This window comes from Paenibacillus sp. AK002, assembly GCF_053903045.1.
The window spans coordinates 5,625,530-5,644,747 of sequence record NZ_CP096377.1 but is presented as its reverse complement, the minus strand read 5'-3'; the positions used below and the strand labels follow the sequence as shown (position 1 = coordinate 5,644,747).

At 52.3% G+C, this 19,218-nt stretch carries 13 protein-coding genes and 2 tRNA genes; 12 read left to right on the top strand and 3 right to left on the bottom strand.

Annotated features, from left to right (window positions below; translation table 11 throughout):
* Nucleotides 1–10: 10 nt before the first annotated feature.
* The gene (locus tag M1D70_RS25155) at nucleotides 11–991 is read right to left on the bottom strand and encodes an aldo/keto reductase (RefSeq protein ID WP_456288271.1); all 981 of its coding nucleotides are present in this window, start codon (nucleotides 989–991) and stop codon (nucleotides 11–13) included.
* A 1,348-nt stretch (nucleotides 992–2,339) separates the two neighbouring features.
* On the opposite strand from M1D70_RS25155, the gene leuB reads away from it, so the two are divergent.
* From leuB to M1D70_RS25095, 12 genes are all read left to right on the top strand, one after another.
* Nucleotides 2,340–3,416 carry a 3-isopropylmalate dehydrogenase gene (gene leuB, locus M1D70_RS25150; RefSeq protein ID WP_456288270.1) on the top strand — a complete coding sequence of 359 codons (1,077 nt, stop codon included), beginning with the start codon at nucleotides 2,340–2,342 and terminating at the stop codon, nucleotides 3,414–3,416.
* Between the two features lie 173 nt (nucleotides 3,417–3,589).
* Nucleotides 3,590–4,129 (top strand): peroxiredoxin, encoded by a 540-nt coding sequence (locus tag M1D70_RS25145; protein ID WP_009593058.1) that lies wholly within the window; start codon nucleotides 3,590–3,592, stop codon nucleotides 4,127–4,129.
* Nucleotides 4,130–4,405: 276 nt separating this feature from the next.
* Nucleotides 4,406–4,813 (top strand): hypothetical protein, encoded by a 408-nt coding sequence (locus M1D70_RS25140; protein ID WP_036672645.1) that lies wholly within the window; start codon nucleotides 4,406–4,408, stop codon nucleotides 4,811–4,813.
* Nucleotides 4,814–5,139: 326 nt separating this feature from the next.
* The gene (locus M1D70_RS25135; RefSeq protein WP_009593063.1) at nucleotides 5,140–6,264 is read left to right on the top strand and encodes an ATP-binding protein; all 1,125 of its coding nucleotides are present in this window, start codon (nucleotides 5,140–5,142) and stop codon (nucleotides 6,262–6,264) included.
* Nucleotides 6,265–6,342: 78 nt separating this feature from the next.
* A complete protein-coding gene (locus tag M1D70_RS25130; protein WP_456288269.1) occupies nucleotides 6,343–7,860 on the top strand; it encodes a leucyl aminopeptidase in 1,518 nt (505 codons plus the stop codon).
* A 78-nt stretch (nucleotides 7,861–7,938) separates the two neighbouring features.
* Complete coding sequence (locus M1D70_RS25125; protein ID WP_009593056.1) at nucleotides 7,939–8,904, top strand: aldolase catalytic domain-containing protein; 966 nt, start codon at nucleotides 7,939–7,941, stop codon at nucleotides 8,902–8,904.
* A gap of 182 nt (nucleotides 8,905–9,086) precedes the next feature.
* Nucleotides 9,087–9,160 (top strand) — tRNA-Pro (locus M1D70_RS25120).
* A gap of 78 nt (nucleotides 9,161–9,238) precedes the next feature.
* Nucleotides 9,239–9,309 (top strand) — tRNA-Gly (locus M1D70_RS25115).
* Nucleotides 9,310–9,915: 606 nt separating this feature from the next.
* A complete protein-coding gene (gene abc-f / locus M1D70_RS25110; protein ID WP_456288268.1) occupies nucleotides 9,916–11,784 on the top strand; it encodes a ribosomal protection-like ABC-F family protein in 1,869 nt (622 codons plus the stop codon).
* A 451-nt stretch (nucleotides 11,785–12,235) separates the two neighbouring features.
* A complete protein-coding gene (pheS, locus tag M1D70_RS25105; protein WP_009593059.1) occupies nucleotides 12,236–13,270 on the top strand; it encodes a phenylalanine--tRNA ligase subunit alpha in 1,035 nt (344 codons plus the stop codon).
* A gap of 29 nt (nucleotides 13,271–13,299) precedes the next feature.
* Nucleotides 13,300–15,750, top strand: a complete 2,451-nt coding sequence (pheT, locus tag M1D70_RS25100) for a phenylalanine--tRNA ligase subunit beta (RefSeq protein ID WP_456288267.1) — start codon at nucleotides 13,300–13,302, stop codon at nucleotides 15,748–15,750.
* 259 nt (nucleotides 15,751–16,009) lie between these two features.
* Nucleotides 16,010–18,007, top strand: a complete 1,998-nt coding sequence (locus M1D70_RS25095; protein ID WP_456288266.1) for a hypothetical protein — start codon at nucleotides 16,010–16,012, stop codon at nucleotides 18,005–18,007.
* A 92-nt stretch (nucleotides 18,008–18,099) separates the two neighbouring features.
* Here the strand turns inward: M1D70_RS25095 and M1D70_RS25090 are convergent, their stop codons facing one another.
* Together M1D70_RS25090 and M1D70_RS25085 are read right to left on the bottom strand one after the other, a co-directional pair.
* The gene (locus M1D70_RS25090; protein ID WP_009593061.1) at nucleotides 18,100–18,486 is read right to left on the bottom strand and encodes a cupredoxin domain-containing protein; all 387 of its coding nucleotides are present in this window, start codon (nucleotides 18,484–18,486) and stop codon (nucleotides 18,100–18,102) included.
* 324 nt (nucleotides 18,487–18,810) lie between these two features.
* Nucleotides 18,811–19,170: a phage holin family protein gene (locus tag M1D70_RS25085; protein WP_009593066.1), complete on the bottom strand. Its 360-nt coding sequence runs from the start codon at nucleotides 19,168–19,170 to the stop codon at nucleotides 18,811–18,813.
* Nucleotides 19,171–19,218: the final 48 nt, after the last annotated feature.

Here is a 19,218-nt window from a genome sequence, read left to right as displayed (position 1 = left end):
AGTCCGAATCTTACCAGGCGTAGGCCTGCGGGGCGGCGCCGCCCGGACCCGGGAATATTTCATCCAAGCGCTTCATCACGGATTCATCGAGTTCGATCTCAAGCGAGCGCAGGGAGCTTTCGAACTGCTCCAGCGTGCGCGGCCCAATAATCGGTCCGGTAACGGCCGGGTTCTTCAGCACCCAGGCAAGAGCGACGTTATCCTGCGGTTCGCCCAGCTCTTGGCAGAGAGCGGCAAACTGTTCCAGCTGCGCGCGGTGCTTCTCTACGCGCTCCGCATTGCCTCCGCTGCGCGAGCCCTCGATTTTTTTAAGGGCATTGCGTCCCAGCAGTCCCCCGTCCAGCGGACTCCAAGGAATCACGCCGAGACCCAGCTGCTGCGAAGCGGGGAGCACTTCGAGTTCCGGCAATCGGCAGGTCAGGCTGTATTTGTGCTGCTCGGAAACGAGACCGAGGAAGTGACGGCTCTGGGCCGCGGCCTGCGCAACCGCAATCTGCCATCCGGCAAAGTTGCTGGATCCGACATATCCGATTTTTCCTTGATGAACCGCAACCTCAAAAGCGCCCCACAGCTCGTCCCAAGTGACAGAAGGATCGACGTGATGCATTTGGTACAGCTCGATATGGTCGGTCTGCAGACGTTTCAGCGACCCTTCGAGATGACGGCGAAGTTTATAGCTCGACAGCCCGGCTTCATTGTTGGGGCCATCCAGAGGATCGCTCATGGAACCGTAGAATTTAGTAGCCAAAACGACTTTTTCGCGGCGGCCTCCGCCTTGGTTAAACCAGCGTCCGATGATGGTTTCGGTCATGCCGGAATTCTCGCCCCAGCCGTAGATGTTCGCCGTATCAAAGAAATTGACGCCGGCGTCAAGCGCTGCATCCATAATGCGGAAGGCTTCCTTTTCATCCGTAGCAGGACCGAAATTCATCGTCCCCAAACACAGACGACTTACTTTCATGCCGGATTTACCTAGAGCTGCGTACTTCATAATCGATGATCACTCCTTGGTCGTTTAGGGTATAAGGCAAATTCACCCCTATTGTAGCGTATTGGCAGAAAAATGTAACTAACGGCGTTCGGAAACGTTAATATGGTTGCACTGAAAGCCGACTTACGGTTCATCTGTTCACGTTATTCGTCAAATTTTAAGAGCAAGAGCAGGGAGGAGAGAGTAGGGAGAGGGGGAGTAGCAGCAAGTAGCAGAAGCAAGTAACAGGGATAACGGCGTAAGTAACAGAAGCAAGAAGCTGAGGTAAGAAGCTGAAGCAAGAAGTAGAAGCAAGAAGCACAAGCAGGAAGCAGAAGCAGAAGCAGGAAGCAGAACAGAAGCAGAAGCCGAAGCAAGAAGCAGAGGCAAGAAGCAAGAAGCAAGAAGCCGAAGCAAGAAGCCGAAGCAAGAAGCAGGAAGCAAGAAGCAAGAAGCAAGAAGCAAGAAGCAGAAGCAGAGGCAAGAAGCAGAACAGAAGCAGAAGCAGAAGCAGAAGCAGAAGCAGAAGCAGAAGCAGAAGCAGAAGCCGAAGCCGAAGCCGAAGCAAGAAGCAGAGGCAAGAAGCAAGAAGCCGAAGCAAGAAGTAAGAAGCAAGAATCTCTTTAAGTCGTTACCTTCAAGAGCCGCCCTATTTTTATGCATAGGGCGGCTTTTCTACCTCCCACTACCCTTGTGGTCAGGGAGATGTGCTCTTCTCCGGTGACCTGGCAATCCATTAGCTTCGAAGCAGCGGAGAGGACGAATCGATTCCGGAAAAGCGGAGCGGTCGCCTTTGGAGCCGAATTTCAACACCTAACATGCAATCCAGAAATTTGGCGACAACAGCGATTGGAGGAACGATACGTACTCGGAGTTTCCCCACATTAACTCTTCGAAGCTCTCTCATAAGCTGCTCTCTCATAAGCTGCTCTCGCATAAGCTGCTCTCGCATAAGCTGCTCTCGCATAAGCTGCTCTCGCATAAGCTGCTCTCGCATAAGCTGCTCTCGCATAAGCTGCTCTCGCATAAGCTGCTCTCGCATAAACTGCTCTCGCATAAAGCTGCTTTCGTTAAAGCCGCTCCTATACAAGTAGACCACGCATAAAAGCACCCACGATTAAGCTTTACTCGGATTAAGTCTTATCGCCTTAGGCCTTACTCACATAAAGCAGCTCTCGCGATATTAACTCTTCGAGCTTCTGCACAACTTCTTCGACGCTGTCTCCCTGACCACATTCCCCCTACTTATAGGCAAAACGAATTAAGTTCATAGTTTCTATATCTTGGTCAATCGAGGGGGAAGTATGTTACAACAGTAACTAGATGATTAAATACGACCAGTGTATATATAAATAAGGAGTGACGAAGGATGGCAGAAACGAAAAAAATCGCGGTAATCGCGGGAGACGGCATCGGTCCTGAGGTAGTGGCGGAAGCGGAGAAAATCATTAAGCGTACCGAAGAGGTATTCGGACTTTCATTCACGACGGAACATGCGTTGTTTGGCGGCATTGCGATCGACGAGAAAGGAACGCCGCTCCCGGAAGAAACGCTGAGCGTATGCAAAAGCGCCGATGCGGTATTGCTCGGCGCGGTAGGCGGACCGAAATGGGACAACAACTCGAAGGAGCTTCGCCCGGAAACCGGATTGCTCGGCATCCGCAAAGAGCTTGGCCTGTTCTCGAACCTGCGTCCGGCCGTCATTTTTGACTGCTTGAAGGATGCATCCACACTGAAGCCTGAGGTTCTGGAAGGAACCGACTTGATGGTTGTTCGTGAACTGACGGGAGGCATATACTTCGGCGAGAAGTTCAGACGCGAAGGTGCAGGCGGAGAAGAAGCGGTAGATACCTGCGTATACAATACCGCCGAGGTAGAGCGCATCGTGCATCAAGCCTTCGAGATTGCACAGAAGCGCCGGAAGAAGCTGGCTTCCGTCGATAAAGCGAACGTGCTGGAAACGTCCCGCTTGTGGCGCGAAACCGTAAACCGCATCGCTCCTGAATATCCGGACGTCGAGCTGGAGCACGTGCTGGTAGACAACTGCGCAATGCAGCTTCTGCGCCGCCCGTCCAGCTTTGATGTCATCGTAACCGAGAATATGTTCGGTGACATTCTGAGCGACGAAGCAGCCATGCTGACAGGATCCATCGGCATGCTGGCATCCGCATCCATGGGCGAAGGAGCTTTCGGTCTGTACGAGCCGGTACACGGTTCGGCTCCGGACATTGCCGGCCAAGGCTTGGCGAACCCGATCGCAACGATTCTTTCCGTAGCGCTTATGTATCGCCTGACGTTCGGATACGAGGATGCGGCTGACGCCATTGAACGCGCAGTTGCCGAGGTGCTTGATGCAGGACACCGGACGGCAGACATTGCCGTTGATAGAAGCAAGGCGCTCAGCACCACGGAGATGGGCGATTTGATTGCCGCGTCTATCCGTTAATAGAAGAAGCGAGCGTTCAAGAAAACTTCTTATTTATAATAATTATAATAAAGTAACGTCTACAATCTTGACTTTGATTAGCCTCGATGATAACATTTCTATTAAATGTTCATAGAACATACCATGTAGAAAATACACGTATTTTCTTACATATGTTAAGGAGGAATTCAATCATGGCAGAACGTTTGGTTGGTAAAGCGGCTCCTGATTTCACAATGGAAACTGTATCAGGAGACGGTAAAGATTTTGGTAAAGTCAGCCTGTCCGACTACCGCGGCAAATGGCTCGTATTCTTCTTCTATCCGCTGGATTTCACTTTTGTATGCCCAACTGAAATCACGGCTCTCAGCGATGCTTACGATCAATTCAAAGCATTGGATACGGAAATCCTGGGTGTGAGCGTTGACTCGATTCACAGCCACAAAGCTTGGATCAACACAGCTAAAGAAGCTAACGGTCTGGGAGCATTGAACTTCCCGCTGGCTTCCGACATCACCAAGAACGTAGCTAGAGACTACGGCGTTCTGATCGAAGAAGAAGGCGTTGCTCTGCGCGGCCTGTACATCATCGATCCAGAAGGCGAATTGAAATATCAAGTTGTTAACCATAACGACGTTGGCCGCAGCGTAGAAGAAACGCTTCGCGTGCTTCAAGCACTGCAATCCGGCGGATTGTGCGCAATGAACTGGAAGCCGGGCGACAGCAACCTGTAATTTTATTTTATGAAATAGCAACCCTCATTACCTGACATTACTTGCAGGTAATGGGGGTTTTTTCACTCTGGTTTTATTGGATGAAATAGGGGAAGACTTTTGTTTAGGAAACCGCGCTTGCGTTAATATATAATTAAATAAATAGGTTGGCCGGCTTATGATTAGGAAATCATGCCAAAATTTTAAATCAAGGTTTTTTTCATGAAGGAATTAGCCTGCCTGAAAGCGAATACAATATTGAAACGATTGAGAATCCACAAAAGGAGGGTGAACGATATGAGTTTTTGCTGTGGGGCTAGTATGATGGGTACAAAGGGTACACTGAAGCATTATCGCACTCAAGTACATAATGTTCCCCTACTGTCTTGTCCGGTCTGCCATCGCGTCGAGGTTCATCATCGGGTTGAGAATGAGTATGAGATATTGGCTGAATATGCCCATGGTGACGGTGCATCCCAGGTGGATTTTCAGGATTACGTGATGGAAGATGAGGATGCCATTTTTGAGAATGTGATCAATCGGGAGTCGGAGGATCCGCTCACGGTTGTTCAGAGTCAGATTGATATGTCGCTGGATCTCCTGGTGGTTGCCAAATGGATGGAGGACGAGAAGTGGCAGGGCGAACTGAAAAGACGGCTTGCCGTGATGAGCCAGCGCAGGCTCCGACTCCAGAAGCAGCCTTAATTAGGGATTAATAAAGCCTCGTGAATGCCCGGGGCTTTTTTAATGTTTCAAATCAAGCGGATTTGGGTAATCACTTACATTAGCTGTGCAATGACGGGTGTTATATCAATTACATAAACCAAAATACATAAGTAATAACAATGGTATTTTTATGCAATTATCCATTTTTCGACAGGATTTCTGATTGACGATTCTTTGTTTCGATGACTATCATGGAAGGAAGCAGATTCGGGCTGCTTCTGATTCAGAGGCGGACAAGCTCATTTTTTTCGCATGTTTTTTGTCGGTTTGGTGAGTTCAACTTTTCAAGAAAAGGGGGAGCCATCTTGTTGAGTCAAATCCGTGAATCTGAGCTGCAGGCAATTCGTTCATTTCATTCCAGTCAGCTTATTAGGAACAAGTATGAGAACATACTGGAGAATCTCGACAGCGGGATTATCCTCTTTGATAGTGATGGAGTGTTGGCATTTGTTAACGTGCAGATGGCAAAACTGTTAGGCGTATCCCGTAAATCGCTGACAGGCTGTACGCTGACCCAGCTATTGCGTCATCCCCAGCTCTCCAGATTCAAGAAGAAAAAAATACTTCGCATTTTTCGGGAAACGGTATTCCATCGCCGAAGATTCCATGAATTGGTTGATGAATTCGGCAGATCGTGGCTGATCACGATGACGTATGGGGACCAAATGGAAGGCGATTTTCTGATCAGCGTGAAGGATGTATCGGATTTCAAACGAATTGAGCAAACCGCGTATCAGAACGATAAACTGGCCATGCTGGGAAAAATCTCGGCTTCCATTGCCCATGAAATCCGAAATCCGCTGACATCCATTCGAGGCTTTATCCAGCTGCTGCGTCCGCATCTCGTAAGTTTGGGAAAGGACGAGTATGCCAGAATCATACTAACGGAGATCGATCGCGCAAACGATATTATATACGAATTTCTCAATTCCTCCAAACCCTCGGCTCCAGAGACCAAGATTGTATCCGTATCCTCATTGTTGAAGGAAGTTGTTCTATTAACAGAGAGCGAAGCCTTGATGAAGGGATGCCAGATCAATCTACATACCGATAAGACCCCACCTGCGTTTATTTCCGTTGATGTCAAGCAGATCAAACAGGTGATTCTGAATATTATTAAAAATGCCCTCGACGCCATAAATGAGCATCATGACGAGAACATTACCGGGATGATTGATATTTCAGCCCGTGACACGGGCAAACATATTAACATTTGCATTTCGGATAACGGGGGAGGGATGGATCAGAATACGCTGAACCACCTCTTCAATCCCTTTTTTACGACGAAAGAGAGCGGCACGGGACTTGGATTGTCCGTGAGCTACAGCATCATCCGAAACCATGGCGGCACCATTGCCGTGGATAGCCAGGTTGGGGCCGGGACCGAGTTTGTGATCACGTTTCCCAAGCTGGACGTGTCGGAAGTCTGAGAGGATATGCAACCGATTTGAATACAAGAGCAGCTGTTCCAATGGAATGGCTTTTTCTTTTTTAGGAGGAGAAGAGACATGAAATGGACATATGAAAGCAATTTAACAGCCGGGCAAGTACAAGCGGATGCCATCATCGTTCCCGTTACTAAAAAACAAGCGAAGGAGGGCGGCATTTCCGCGGCCTGGGATCCGCTATTAAAGCAGTTGGCGGAGAACCGGCTGTTCGACGGCACCGTCAACCGGTCACTCGTATGGCCGGAGAGCATTTCGAGCGGATCGCGCCTGTTAATATGGGTAGGCCGTCCCGAAGGGATCCTGACATCCGAGCAGCTGCGTTTGGTTGCGGCTCAAGCAGCTAAGGCGGCCGTAAAATCGGGAATACGCAGCGCGGCGATTCAAATTCCGCATACGATGGTCAGCTTCACCGCCGAACAGACGCCCCGCGACGCCGCTCAGGCTTTAACCGAGGGATTTATCCTGGGAAGCTACCGGAAACCGCATTATAAACGCGATGCTTCCGAACGTACGGATTTAGAAGAAATCCTCTATTATATAGAAGGAAATGCGGAAGCGGAATTTGAAGCCGCGTGGAAGGAAGGCATGTCGCTGGGCCAAGCGATTGGAGAAGCAACCTGCCTGGCACGAGATTTGACGAACCTTCCCGGCAATAAACTGTTACCGGAAGACTTGGCCCAGAAGGCGCTTCAGCTGGCGAAGCGGTACGGCTTCGAAGCACAGGTCCTGGATGAGGAAGCCATGGTCGAGAAAGGAATGGGCGGCCTCTTGGCCGTAGGGAAAGGCAGCATACATCCGCCGCGCATGATTACGATCCGTTATCAGGGACGGGAGACATGGGACGATGTGATCGGCCTGGTCGGCAAGGGGATCACATTTGATACCGGCGGCGTTTCGCTGAAGAGGGCAGCCGGAATGGAGGATATGATCAGCGATATGGGCGGGGCGGCTACAGTGCTTGGCGTTATGGAGGCTCTCGGGCGTATTCGCCCCAAGGCGAATGTCGTGATGGTGATCCCGTCTGCGGAGAACGTGATGAGCGGCGGCGCCTTTAAACCCGGCGATATCGTGACGACGCTGAGCGGCCGTACCGTCGAAGTGCTGAACACGGATGCCGAGGGCCGCATCGTGCTCGCGGATGGAGTAACCCATGCCAAACAGCTCGGTGCTTCGCGCCTGATTGATGTGGCCACGTTGACCGGGGCCGTCGTTTCGGCGCTTGGGGATATCGCCACCGGGGCCGTAACCAATGACGAAACCTTTTTGCAGGAGCTTATCGCTTCTTCCCGTAGGGCCGGCGAAAAAATATGGCCGCTCCCATCCTATCCGGAGTTTTGGGATAAATTGAAGAGCGAGGTGGCGGATTTGCGAAATCAAACCGGGCGAGAAGGCGGGACGATCACGGGCGGTCTTTTTGTGGGTACGTTTGCTGACGGGCTGCCTTGGGTTCATTTTGACATAGCAGGTACGGCTTACTTGTCCAAGGAGCGGGACGTGGATCCCAGAGGGGCAACCGGCGTGCTCGTCCGAACCATCAGCGACTGGATACTCAGAGAGGCCGAGGCCGTCAAGGATTGATGCACATGTTATGCTTTACTTTTCAACCGGCATTCAAGTATGATGAAGAGAAAATTGCCGAGAGGAGTTTAGCTTAGAATGATTAAGAGTAGTCAGACAAAGATTGTAGACTGTACCATTCGCGATGGCGGATTGGTGAACAACTGGGATTTTAGCGTAGAATTCGTGCAAAATTTATATGCAGGCCTAAATGAGGCTGGCGTGGACTATATGGAAATCGGTTATAAAAATTCGCCTAAGCTCCTAAAAGGCGCTGATCAAGCCGGCCCGTGGCGTTTTTTGGATGATGAATTCCTTCGAGAAGTTATTCCCCATAAAGGTAAAACCAAACTGTCCGCACTGGTCGATATCGGCCGGGTGGATGAGGATGATATTTTGCCGCGAGAGGAGAGCCTGCTGGATCTCATCCGCGTTGCATGTTACATCAAAGACGTGGATAAGGCGCTTGCGCTGGTTCAGACCTTCCATGATCGCGGTTACGAGACGACGCTGAACATTATGGCCCTCTCCAACGTGATGGAGAATGAGCTGCTGGAAGCCTTTGAGATGATCAGGGAGAGCGTCGTGGATGTGGTATACATCGTCGATTCTTACGGAAGCCTGGATCATAAAGACATGGAATACCTGGTAAATAAGTTCAAGACGCATCTGCCAAACAAACGTCTTGGCGTTCATACCCATAACAATATGCAGCTGGCGTTCTCCAACACGTTGGTAGCCGCCGACCTCGGCGTTGAGCTTCTGGATGCGTCCGTATACGGCATGGGCCGTGCAGCCGGCAACTGTCCGACCGAGCTTCTGGTTACCCATTTGAAAGGAACGAAGTACGAGCTGCGCCCGGTACTGGACATTATTGAGCGCTTCATGATCCCTCTTCGCGAAAAAGAGGAGTGGGGTTACATCATGCCCTACATGATTACAGGCACCCTGGACGAACATCCGCGCTCCGCCATGGCACTTCGCGCTTCGGACGATAAAGACAAAATTGTGGATTTTTACGATAAATTGACGACGCCGGAAGTGACGTTCGACAAAAAGAAGTAAGGATGACTAGGGCGTCCTTGCATCTTATATAAGTGTATGAAAGTGCAGCATCTTTCCCCATTCGGAAGGGTGCTGTTTGTTTTCTAGTGCCCATGAATGCATTTTCCATAAAATACATGTTGAAATTGCTTGTCACGCATGGTATATTTATTTTTGTCTTCAAAAGACAATATGTTGATTATCGGGACGTAGCTCAGCTTGGTAGAGCACCTGGTTTGGGACCAGGGGGTCGCATGTTCAAATCGTGTCGTCCCGATTCGCTTATGATTTAGGGCCTCGCAAAAAGTATTCGGCATATGCTCCAAAGCATAGCGTCACTTTTGTAGGTGGATATGCGGGTGTAGTTCAATGGTAGAACTCCAGCCTTCCAAGCTGGTAGCGTGGGTTCGATTCCCATCACCCGCTTTTAGTTAGACGGAAACCCTTGGTACCAAGGGTTTTTTTGTTGCTTCATTGCATAACTGGCTGCAGAAGCTGCTTGTTATCTTAGACGGGGCAAAGTAGTAAATCCTTGAGTTATCAAGGATCTCTGGCTGTTATAGGACGCAGGCTCCGCAGATAGCCCTTTTACATTTTAGAAATATCTGTTATAATGGCCATAATTTCATTCCAAGAATGCGAGGTAACCTAGTCCAATGAAGTAAGACACCCTTTTCTCTAAAACAACTGCATGTGGTTTTGCAGGCGTTTCTCTACGGCGGTAGAGGGAGAGATTTGGCGTGTCTGAACAATGTGACTGGGGTACCTCTTTTTGTTATGTCGGAAACGGTACTCTGATACAATACCAATCACATATACGGAACGGATTGCTGCTTTTATTGACGGGCGAAGGGTAAGGCCCTTTCATCTCCATACCCGTCAGGGCTGGCCTGGAATGAACAGCCGAAGAATTGAGCTGTGGCGCGCATTCGTCCCGTTATTCAGATCCAAACGAATCCTCTCTCATAACATCCGCCGCAGGCCATCGCCTGCGGTTTTTTGATGTTTTTCACAGAGAGAGGATGAGACGATATGACAATGATTCTAAAAGCGAAGGATATCAGCATGGAACTTCAAGGAAAGCCGCTGTTTGAAGGCATTCAGCTGGAAGTAGCCGAAGGAGAGCGGATCGCGCTGTATGGGCGCAACGGTACCGGCAAAACCACGCTCCTCTCCATCCTGGCCGGTGAGCTTGAGCCGACCTCCGGCGTTGTGGAGGCGATCCTTCCAAGAGAGCGCTGGGGCTGGCTGAGACAGCAGGATGAACCGGAGGAAGGCGATATGAGTGCGATCGATACGGTGCGCAGCCGCAGTCATCCAACGTTATGGGAGCTGAAGCTTCGGCTTGCGGGAATCGAGCAAGGGATGAACGGCGGCAGCGCTGCGGAAATGGAGCAGCTGCTTGAGTTATATGGCAATCTGCTGGAGCGTTATGAATCCCAGAACGGTTTCCAGTGGGAGACCGAGGTGGAGAAAGCGATGACGATGCTGGGCATCGGGCCGGAGGTGTGGCCGGTGTCCTATCGCGAGCTGAGCGGAGGCCAGAAAACGAAGGTGATGCTGTCGGCGCTCCTGGTGTCGGCCCCGAAATTTCTGCTGCTTGACGAGCCGACGAACCATCTGGACAGTGAAAGCCTGGTCTGGCTGGAGCAGTGGCTGGTGTCGTCCTATAAAGGAACGGTGCTGTTTGTATCCCATGATCGGGAATTCATTGACCGGGTGGCGACCGCCGTCTGTGAGCTGACGTCGGAGGAACTCCGGCGTTACCGGGGAGGATACACGGATTACCGGCGCGAAAAGGAACGCGAGCTGCGCGAGCAGGAGACGCTTTATCGCAAGCAGGAGCTGGCCCGCAAGGCGCTTGAGGAGTCGATCCGAAGATACGAGGAATGGTTCCATAAAGCGCATAACGCGGCCGGGGACGTGAATGAAGTCAAGATCACCGCCAGTTTCTACAAGGCCAAAGCGAAGAAGAACATCTCCAGATACCATGCCAAGGAAAAAGCGCTGGAACGGCTGGAAGCCGAACGGGTGGATAAGCCGCGCAGCGGGCCCAAGCTGAACATGGAGCTGGAAGGGGAGGCATTCGGCGGCCGAACCCTGGTCCAAGTGAAGGACATCTGTTTTGGATACGGAGATCAACCGCTTTTTAATAAGCTCACCTTCTATTTGAACCGCGGCGACCGGCTGGCCGTAAGAGGCCCCAACGGAAGCGGAAAAACGACGCTGCTCAAGCTGCTGCTGGGGGAAATCGATCCGCAGGAAGGCCGGATTACCCGGAATCCTTCCGTCAAGATCGGCTATTTTTCGCAGGAGCTTGAGGGGCTTGAACCGGAAACCACGCTGCTGGACAGCCTTCTTGTCATTCCCGGCATGACGGAGAGCCGTGCGCGTACCCTGCTGGGCTCGTTTCTCTTCAGGAGAGACGACGTGTTTAAGAAGATGGGACAGCTCAGCATGGGGGAGAAGTGCAGAACGGCTTTTCTCAAGCTGTATTTCAGCGGGGCGCATCTCCTTGTACTGGATGAACCCTCGAATTACCTGGACGTGGATACCCGAGAAGTGATTGAACAGGTGCTCGTAAGCTTTCCGGGGGCAATCGCGCTTGTATCGCATGACCGGTATCTGGTGCGCAAAATCGCCAATCGGCTGCTTACGCTGAAGCCTGGGGATGCTCCCGCATGGTTCGAGGGAAGCGTCGGCGAGGAGGAGGAACAGGCTTCTCGAACCGGGGTGATCAAGGGAGATACGGAGAAGGACAATCGCCGGATGGAGCTCGAGTACCGGATTCAGGAATTGCTGGGGTTATCCGCTGATGGACTGGAGGACGGGGATGAGGCGAGCTGGCTTGCCGAAATTAGGGAGCTGCGGGCCGAGCTTGCCGGGCTTTTGTCGGATTAAGTCCCAGGATCCCGATTAAAATCGGTCCGATGAGGTTAAAATGGGGAAATGAAACTTGCCATATGCCGAAAGGTTGCATATAATAAACCCTATATATTTGCATAAGTTCTAAATGCATGGATGGAGAAAAGTAGCCAGTGCCTCTTTACAGGGAAGGGATGCCGTGGATTGAGAGTGTCCCTCAAAGAATCAGGCTGGTGAAGTTCGCTCCGGAGCAGTTCCCTGAACACGGCAGCCCGCCGGTTGAGTAGGGGATAACGGGTCCGATTCGTTACGTCGGTCAAGTGAGCATGATGAGGCATACTCGTGTCCAAGGCTTTTACCGTCTTGGTTAGGGTATGATGCATGTTAACAAGGGTGGTACCACGGTCTCTTCGTCCCTTTTCGGGAGGAGAGGCCTTTTTTGTTTTCAGAACAATGATGGAGTTTACAAAGGGGTGTGCGAATAGCCATGAAGGAAAAATTGGAAGCTTTAAAGCAGGAAGCATTGGCGCAATTGCAGGATGTTACCGATCCGCAGCAGCTGAATGATTTGCGGGTGAAATACCTTGGCAAAAAAGGGGCCCTGACGGAAATCCTGCGCGGCATGGGAGCACTCAGCGCAGAGGAGCGTCCCGTTATCGGCCAGGTGGCCAATGACGTTCGCGGCGCAATCGAGGAAGTCATTTCCGGCAAGCAGGAAGCGTTCCTGCAGCAGGAAACCGAAGAGCGTCTGCGCGCAGAGAAAGTGGACGTGACCCTTCCGGGTCGCAAGCTCAGCCAAGGTGCGGTGCATCCACTCAGCAAGGTGATCCAGGATATCGAGGATATTTTCATCGGGATGGGATACCGCGTAGCGGAAGGACCCGAGGTGGAGACGGACTATTTCAACTTCGAGGCGCTCAATCTGCCGAAGAACCACCCGGCACGCGACATGCAGGATTCCTTCTATTTGACGGAAGATCTGCTGATGCGGACCCAGACTTCCCCGGTGCAAGCCCGGACGATGCTGTCGATGCAAGGAAAAGCGCCGGTCAAAATCATCTGTCCTGGGCGCGTATTCCGCCGGGACGACGATGACGCGACCCATTCGTTCCAGTTCCATCAAATCGAGGGTCTCGTGATCGGCGAGAACATTCGCATGAGCGATTTGAAAGGGACGCTGCTGCAATTCGTTCAGGAAATGTTCGGCGATAACACGCAGATCCGTCTGCGTCCAAGCTTCTTCCCATTCACGGAGCCCAGCGCGGAAGTGGACGTATCCTGCGTCAAATGCGGCGGCAGCGGCTGCCGCGTATGCAAGCAAACGGGCTGGCTAGAGATTTTAGGCTGCGGCATGGTTCATCCGAAGGTGCTCGAAATGGGCGGCTATGACCCTGAGAAGTACAGCGGATTTGCTTTCGGCATGGGGGTTGAGCGGATTGCCATGCTGAAATACGGCGTGGATGACATCCGCCACTTCTTCAACAACGATACGGCATTCTTGAATCAGTTCACGCGGATCTAATTTTAACGATAAAGGGAAGTGAATAGACAATGAGAGTTTCAACCGATTGGTTGTCCGATTATATTTCGCTCGAAGGCGTAACCTCAGAGGATTTGGCAAGCCGCATTACATCGGCCGGCATTGAAATCGATGTGATCGAGAAACGGAATCAAGGCATTAACAACGTGGTCGTAGGCTACGTCAAGAGCAAGGAGAAGCATCCCGATGCCGATAAGCTGAACGTGTGCGTCGTCGATGCAGGCCAGGAAGAAGATCTCCAGATCGTATGCGGAGCAAAAAACGTGGATGCTGGCCAGAAGGTGCCGGTAGCGCTTGTGGGCGCGAAGCTGCCGGGCGGGCTGGATATCAAGAAAGCCAAGCTGCGCGGCGTGCTCTCCCAAGGCATGATTTGCTCGGCTAAGGAACTGGGCATGAATGACAAACTGCTGCCCAAAGAGCTGCAGGAGGGGATTTTGGTGCTTCCGGCTGACACGGAGATCGGCAAACCGATTGTGGATGTGCTGGGCCTGAACGATGAAATTCTGGAGCTGGACCTGACGCCGAACCGTTCCGACTGCCTCAGCATGCTGGGCACGGCTTACGAAGTGAGCGCCATCCTCGGCCGCGAGCTGAGCCTGCCGAACCCGGAGAAGGAAATGCTGGAGGTTCATGATGCAGCAGCCGATCATATCTCGGTTACGATCGGTGCGGATGAGCAGTGCAGCCATTATGCTGCACGCTATATCACGGGCGTAACGATCGCTCCTTCCCCGCTGTGGATGCAGAACCGGTTGATGGCAGCCGGCGTGCGTCCGATCAATAACATTGTGGATATTACCAATTATGTGATGCTGGAATACGGCCAGCCGCTGCATGCTTTTGATGCGGATCGACTGAAAGACGGGGCGGTTCACGTGCGCATGGCTGAGGCCGGCGAGACGATGGTGACGCTGGATGGCGCGGAGCGGAACCTGGAGCCGCATATGCTGGTGATTACGGCAGGCGGCAAGCCGGTGGCCTTGGCTGGCGTTATGGGCGGCCTGGACTCCGAAGTAACGGACGGAACGGTGAATATTTTCCTGGAGTCCGCTAAATTCGATGGCGGCACCGTCCGCAAAACCTCCCGTCAGCTGGGACTTCGCTCAGAGGCAAGCTCCCGCTTCGAGAAGGAAGTGGATCCGGCCGCAGTGATCCCTGCTCTGAACCGAGCGGCTGCACTGATGGCGAAATATGCCGGCGGGTCCGTGCATCAAGGAATCGTCGAAGCAGGAAGTGCGCAAACCGAGCCGTCCGTGATTACGTTGTCGCTGGAGAAGCTCAATCGTTATCTGGGCACGGAGCTGTCTTTGCTTGAGGTCAAAACGATCTTCTCCCGACTGCATTTCCCTAGCGGGGATGCGGGCCAGGGATTGGTGGATATCCAAGTGCCTTCCCGCCGCGGCGATATTACGCTCGATGTAGACCTGATCGAAGAGGTTGCCCGCCTGTATGGCTATGACAACATTCCGACCACGGCGATTGAAGGACCGACGACGCCGGGTTCGTTGACGGAAGCGCAGGCCATCCGCCGCTCGCTTCGCCGTCTGCTGACGCACAGCGGATTCCAGGAGGTTCTGGGTTACTCCTTCATTCATCCGCAGCAAGCGGAAGTGTTCACTTCCCTATCGGAAGGCGGGAAGGCGGTTAAGCTGGCGATGCCGATGAGCGAGGACCGCAGCGTGCTGCGTACCAGCTTGCTGCCGCAGCTGCTGGATATCGCGGTGTATAACCATAACCGCAAGCAGCCGGACCTGGCCCTGTTTGAAATAGGGAACCTGTTCCATACGCAGGAGGAGACGTTGACCAAGCAGCCCCAGGAGCGTCCGGTTCTCGGTCTGCTGCTGTCAGGACGAAAAGGCAGCAAGCAGTGGAACGTCCAGCCGGCCAAAGTGGATTTCTTCGATTTGAAGGGTGCGCTTGAAACGGTGCTCAATTATCTCGGCATTCGCGCTGACGACATTGCTTACGAAGCGAACGGGCCGGCAGGCTTCCATCCGGGACGTTCCGCTTCCGTTTACGTAGGTCAGGGCGAGAACAAACATCTGCTCGGCGTGCTCGGACAAATTCATCCAAAAACGCAGCAGGAGCTGGATTTGGAAGATACCTATGCCGCCGAGATCCTGCTTGAGCCGCTCTATGATCTGACCAATGCCCGCGTCGCTTACCGCGATCTGCCTAGATTCCCGGGCATGGAACGCGATCTTGCCATCGTGGTGAATGAGGAAGTAGAAGCCGGCTCCCTGATCCAAGTCATCCGAGAGAATGCCGGAGAGCTTCTGCAGCAGATTCAGGTGTTTGACGTCTTCACGGGCAGCAAGCTGGGAGAAGGCAAGAAGAGTGTTGCGATCTCCTTGACGTACCGCCATCAGGAGCGGACGCTGACCGATGAAGAGGTTGCCGGGGTTACGGAAAAAGCAGTCGCTGCCCTTCAGCAAACTTTTGGCGCAGAATTAAGAAAATAGCAGGAATTGTGAACGTCCGCATCGAATCCATTACATCAGAGATTCGATGCGGGCTTTTTTGCTCTAAATTGAACTGGGATTTGCATCGGAAGGCCCGCAGGGTTCATAATTATAAGCACAAAACTGTGTTATCATATACCACACTTCGGTCTGTACTCTAGAGGTTCGTCTGTAGATGTTATCTCATATATAATGGATGCAGAGGATAGACCATTTCAGACATCATAGAATTTACACATAATAGAAGGAGGGCACAATTTTGACTACATCTGACCGTAAAAGCGTTACCGTAGACATCTACGGAACTTCCTATAAACTCGTTGGAAACAGCAGTGATTATACCAGACAGGTAGCCAATTACGTGGATGATCGCATGCGTACCATCTCCAAGGCGCACTCCCGGTTGGATACCCCGCGCATTGCCGTCCTTGCCGCGGTACATATGGCTGAAGAAGCTTTGCAGAAGCTGGAATATCAGAACGAGGCCAAGCAGATGACGGCCGAGCGGAATGAGCTGCGAACGGAACTGGCCAAGGTGCAGGGACTTCAAATCGAGCAGCAGGAGAGACATCGTCAGCAGCTGGAGCAGCTTGAGCGCAAGCTGGCGGAGCAGACAACGCTGGCTGAAGAATACAGGAAATCCAAGGAGAACCTGACGGCGGAGTCGGAGCGTACGAAGGAGCTGCTCCAGAAGGAATCCGACCGGGTGGCGGAACTGCTGAAGGAGAAGCAGCAGCTTGAGATGCGTCTTAAGGAGCAGCGCGAGAAGCTGGAGAGCGGCCACAAGCAGGCGATGGAAGATATGAAACGCCGTTATGAAGGGCAAATATCACAGTCGGCGCTCACGCATAAGCAGGCCGTCGAGAAGCTGGAACAGAGTTTGCGCACTTCTGCGAAGCAGGCTGAAGAGAAGCTGGCTGAACAGTTGAAGAAACAGGAGAGCACTTATAAACAAGAGGCGCTTTTGAAAGAACAGCAGCACTCGAAGACGGTGCAGGATCTGAAGCAGCAGAATTCGAAGACGGTGCAGGATTTGGAGCAGAAGTACACGAAGACGGTGCAGGATCTGAAGCTGGAGCACTCGAAAACCGTACAGGATTTGGAGCAGCAGCACTCAAAGACCGTGCAGGATCTGGAGAAACAGCTTGCCGAGCAGCGCACTCGCGGCGGCCAGCTGCACTCGCGGTTGTCGACCGCGGAGAAGGAACTGAACACGGTAAAAGCGGAATCGGACAAGCTGAAGGAAGAGCTCCATTCGTCCAAGCAGCAAGCTGAAGCTTCCTCGCAGGAATTGCGTACCTTCCGTACGAAGGCGGAAGGGCTGGCGAAGGAACTCGAGGCCCTGAAGCAGGAATCCGGCAAGTCGGAGGAAGAGCGTCGACGTCTGCAGAAGCTTGTGGTGGATGCGAATCAGACCTCCCGCAAGCAGCAGGAAGAGCTGCAGCGTCTAAGCAGCGAGCTGCAATCCTGGCGGACGCTGGCCGATCAGCGCAAGGAGGAGACCGGCGAGCTCGAGATGAGAATCGTCGAACTGATGGAATTGAACGAAAGCCTGGAAGAGGGAATGAAGGGTCTTCAGGATGAAATCCATGTCATGAAGGACGAAGCGGACCGGATCCTTTCCGAGCGCCGAAGCGCCCAGGAGGAATTGAAGGAGCTCCAGCTCCGCAACGAAGAGCTCGAGAAACTCACCCAGGACGCGGGAATCCGCGAGGAAGAGACCGGCAAACTCTACGCCATGCTGGAAGAAGAATACGATACGGTGTCGAATCAGCTCGATGAGCTTCGCAAGAAGGCGACAGCCAGCGAAGAGCGTGCAAGCGAACTTGCCGAGCAGCTGAGGGAGTCCGAAGAACGCGCCGTTCAATGGCAGGACCAATACCAGCAATGGATGGCGGAACGGGAACAGCTGGCTTCAGACAGCGAGAAGCTGGCCGCAGAGCGCGATGAATGGAAACGAACCAAGCTTGCGCTGGAAGAAGAGCTTCAGTCCTGGCAGCAGGAGATTGCATCCGCGCGTCAGGTCTGCGACCGTCTGGAAGGCGAGAAAAGCGAAGCGGCACAGCAGTATTCCGAGCTTGGCGAACAGTACGAGCTGGTCATGCACCAGTATCGGCTGCTGCAGGCAGAACAGGAATTGAAGGCGGAGCAAGCCGCACAGCTTGAAGAAGAACATCGCAAGCTGAAGGAAGAGTATGCGAAGCTCCAAGTTGAATATAATGAATGGATCGAGTTGATTGAGCAGGATCAGCGTTAGGCCATGACGAAGATGTGAACCTGAAAAAACCTCCGGATCAGAGAGAGGAAACTCTGGCGATCCGGAGGTTTTCATTTTGCATAGCAAGCCTTCTATTCTTCGACGATCAGTTTGGATATCATTTTGCTGTGACCGGCTCCGCACATAATGGAACACGAAACCTCGAATTCTCCTGCCTTGTCAGGCGTAACGACGGTTGAGTTGTTCTTTCGGTCCAACTGCAGGCCAAGCGCAGGAATCATAACGCCGTGGTTGCCGTCTTCGTTCTCGTAAGTAATCTTGACGGGCACCCCTTTTTTGAGGTGATATTCGGCTTGGTCAAATTGGAAGTTGGAGCCTTTAATCACGAGTTCTGCTTCCGGTGCTACGCCGGTATCCGTGATCCCCGAATTGCCCTCGGACTCTTGTTGGTTTCCGCCGCAGGCCGCCAATACAAAAAGGAGCATACATGAAACAAGTAGTGCTATGCCTTTTTTCACTATAATCTCTCCTGACTATGAAATAATTGTGAAAATTAATTTCCAATCTTTATGATAGCTCAGAACGGGAGTCGACGCACGTGCCTGTTATGAAAAATTGGTGAACGTGAAGCGTTTGCAACGAATTTTATGGATTTACGTTATAATGTAGGGGAAACATAGTCACAGAGGACGGGAGCCTGCTCGAACACGGACAACCCCCTGTCATATAGCAACAGGGGGTTGATGTGGGGAATGCATCGATGGATTTAACCGCAAACCATTGGGATCTTTCAGGAAGAGGCTCCGTCATGATCCTTTGACAGAAGCGGACGGCCTTCTATCTTATTCTTTGCGGCTTTTGCCTGCTTCAAACGGGGTGGAGATCGGAATGAACAGATCGATGATCCCGATGACCAGTGCAGCAAGCAGAGCACCCAGAATGGAGACGCTAACGCCTCCGACGATGAACTGGGCCAGGTAAATGACAAGCGCGCTCACAATGAAGCCCACGATGCCGCGTCCAAACGGCGTGACTTTTTTGCCGAAGATGCCCTCGATAGCCCAGCCAAACAGGGCGATGACGAGTGCAAGCAGCAGGGCGCTTCCGAATCCGCCGACGGAGAATTGAGGGACGATCCATCCGACGACCATAAGGACGAGAGCCGCTACGATAAATCGAACGACATGCCCGAGAAATTGCATGGTACCTGCCTCCTTAGAATAAGACTGGAATGTTACGCAGAATTTATT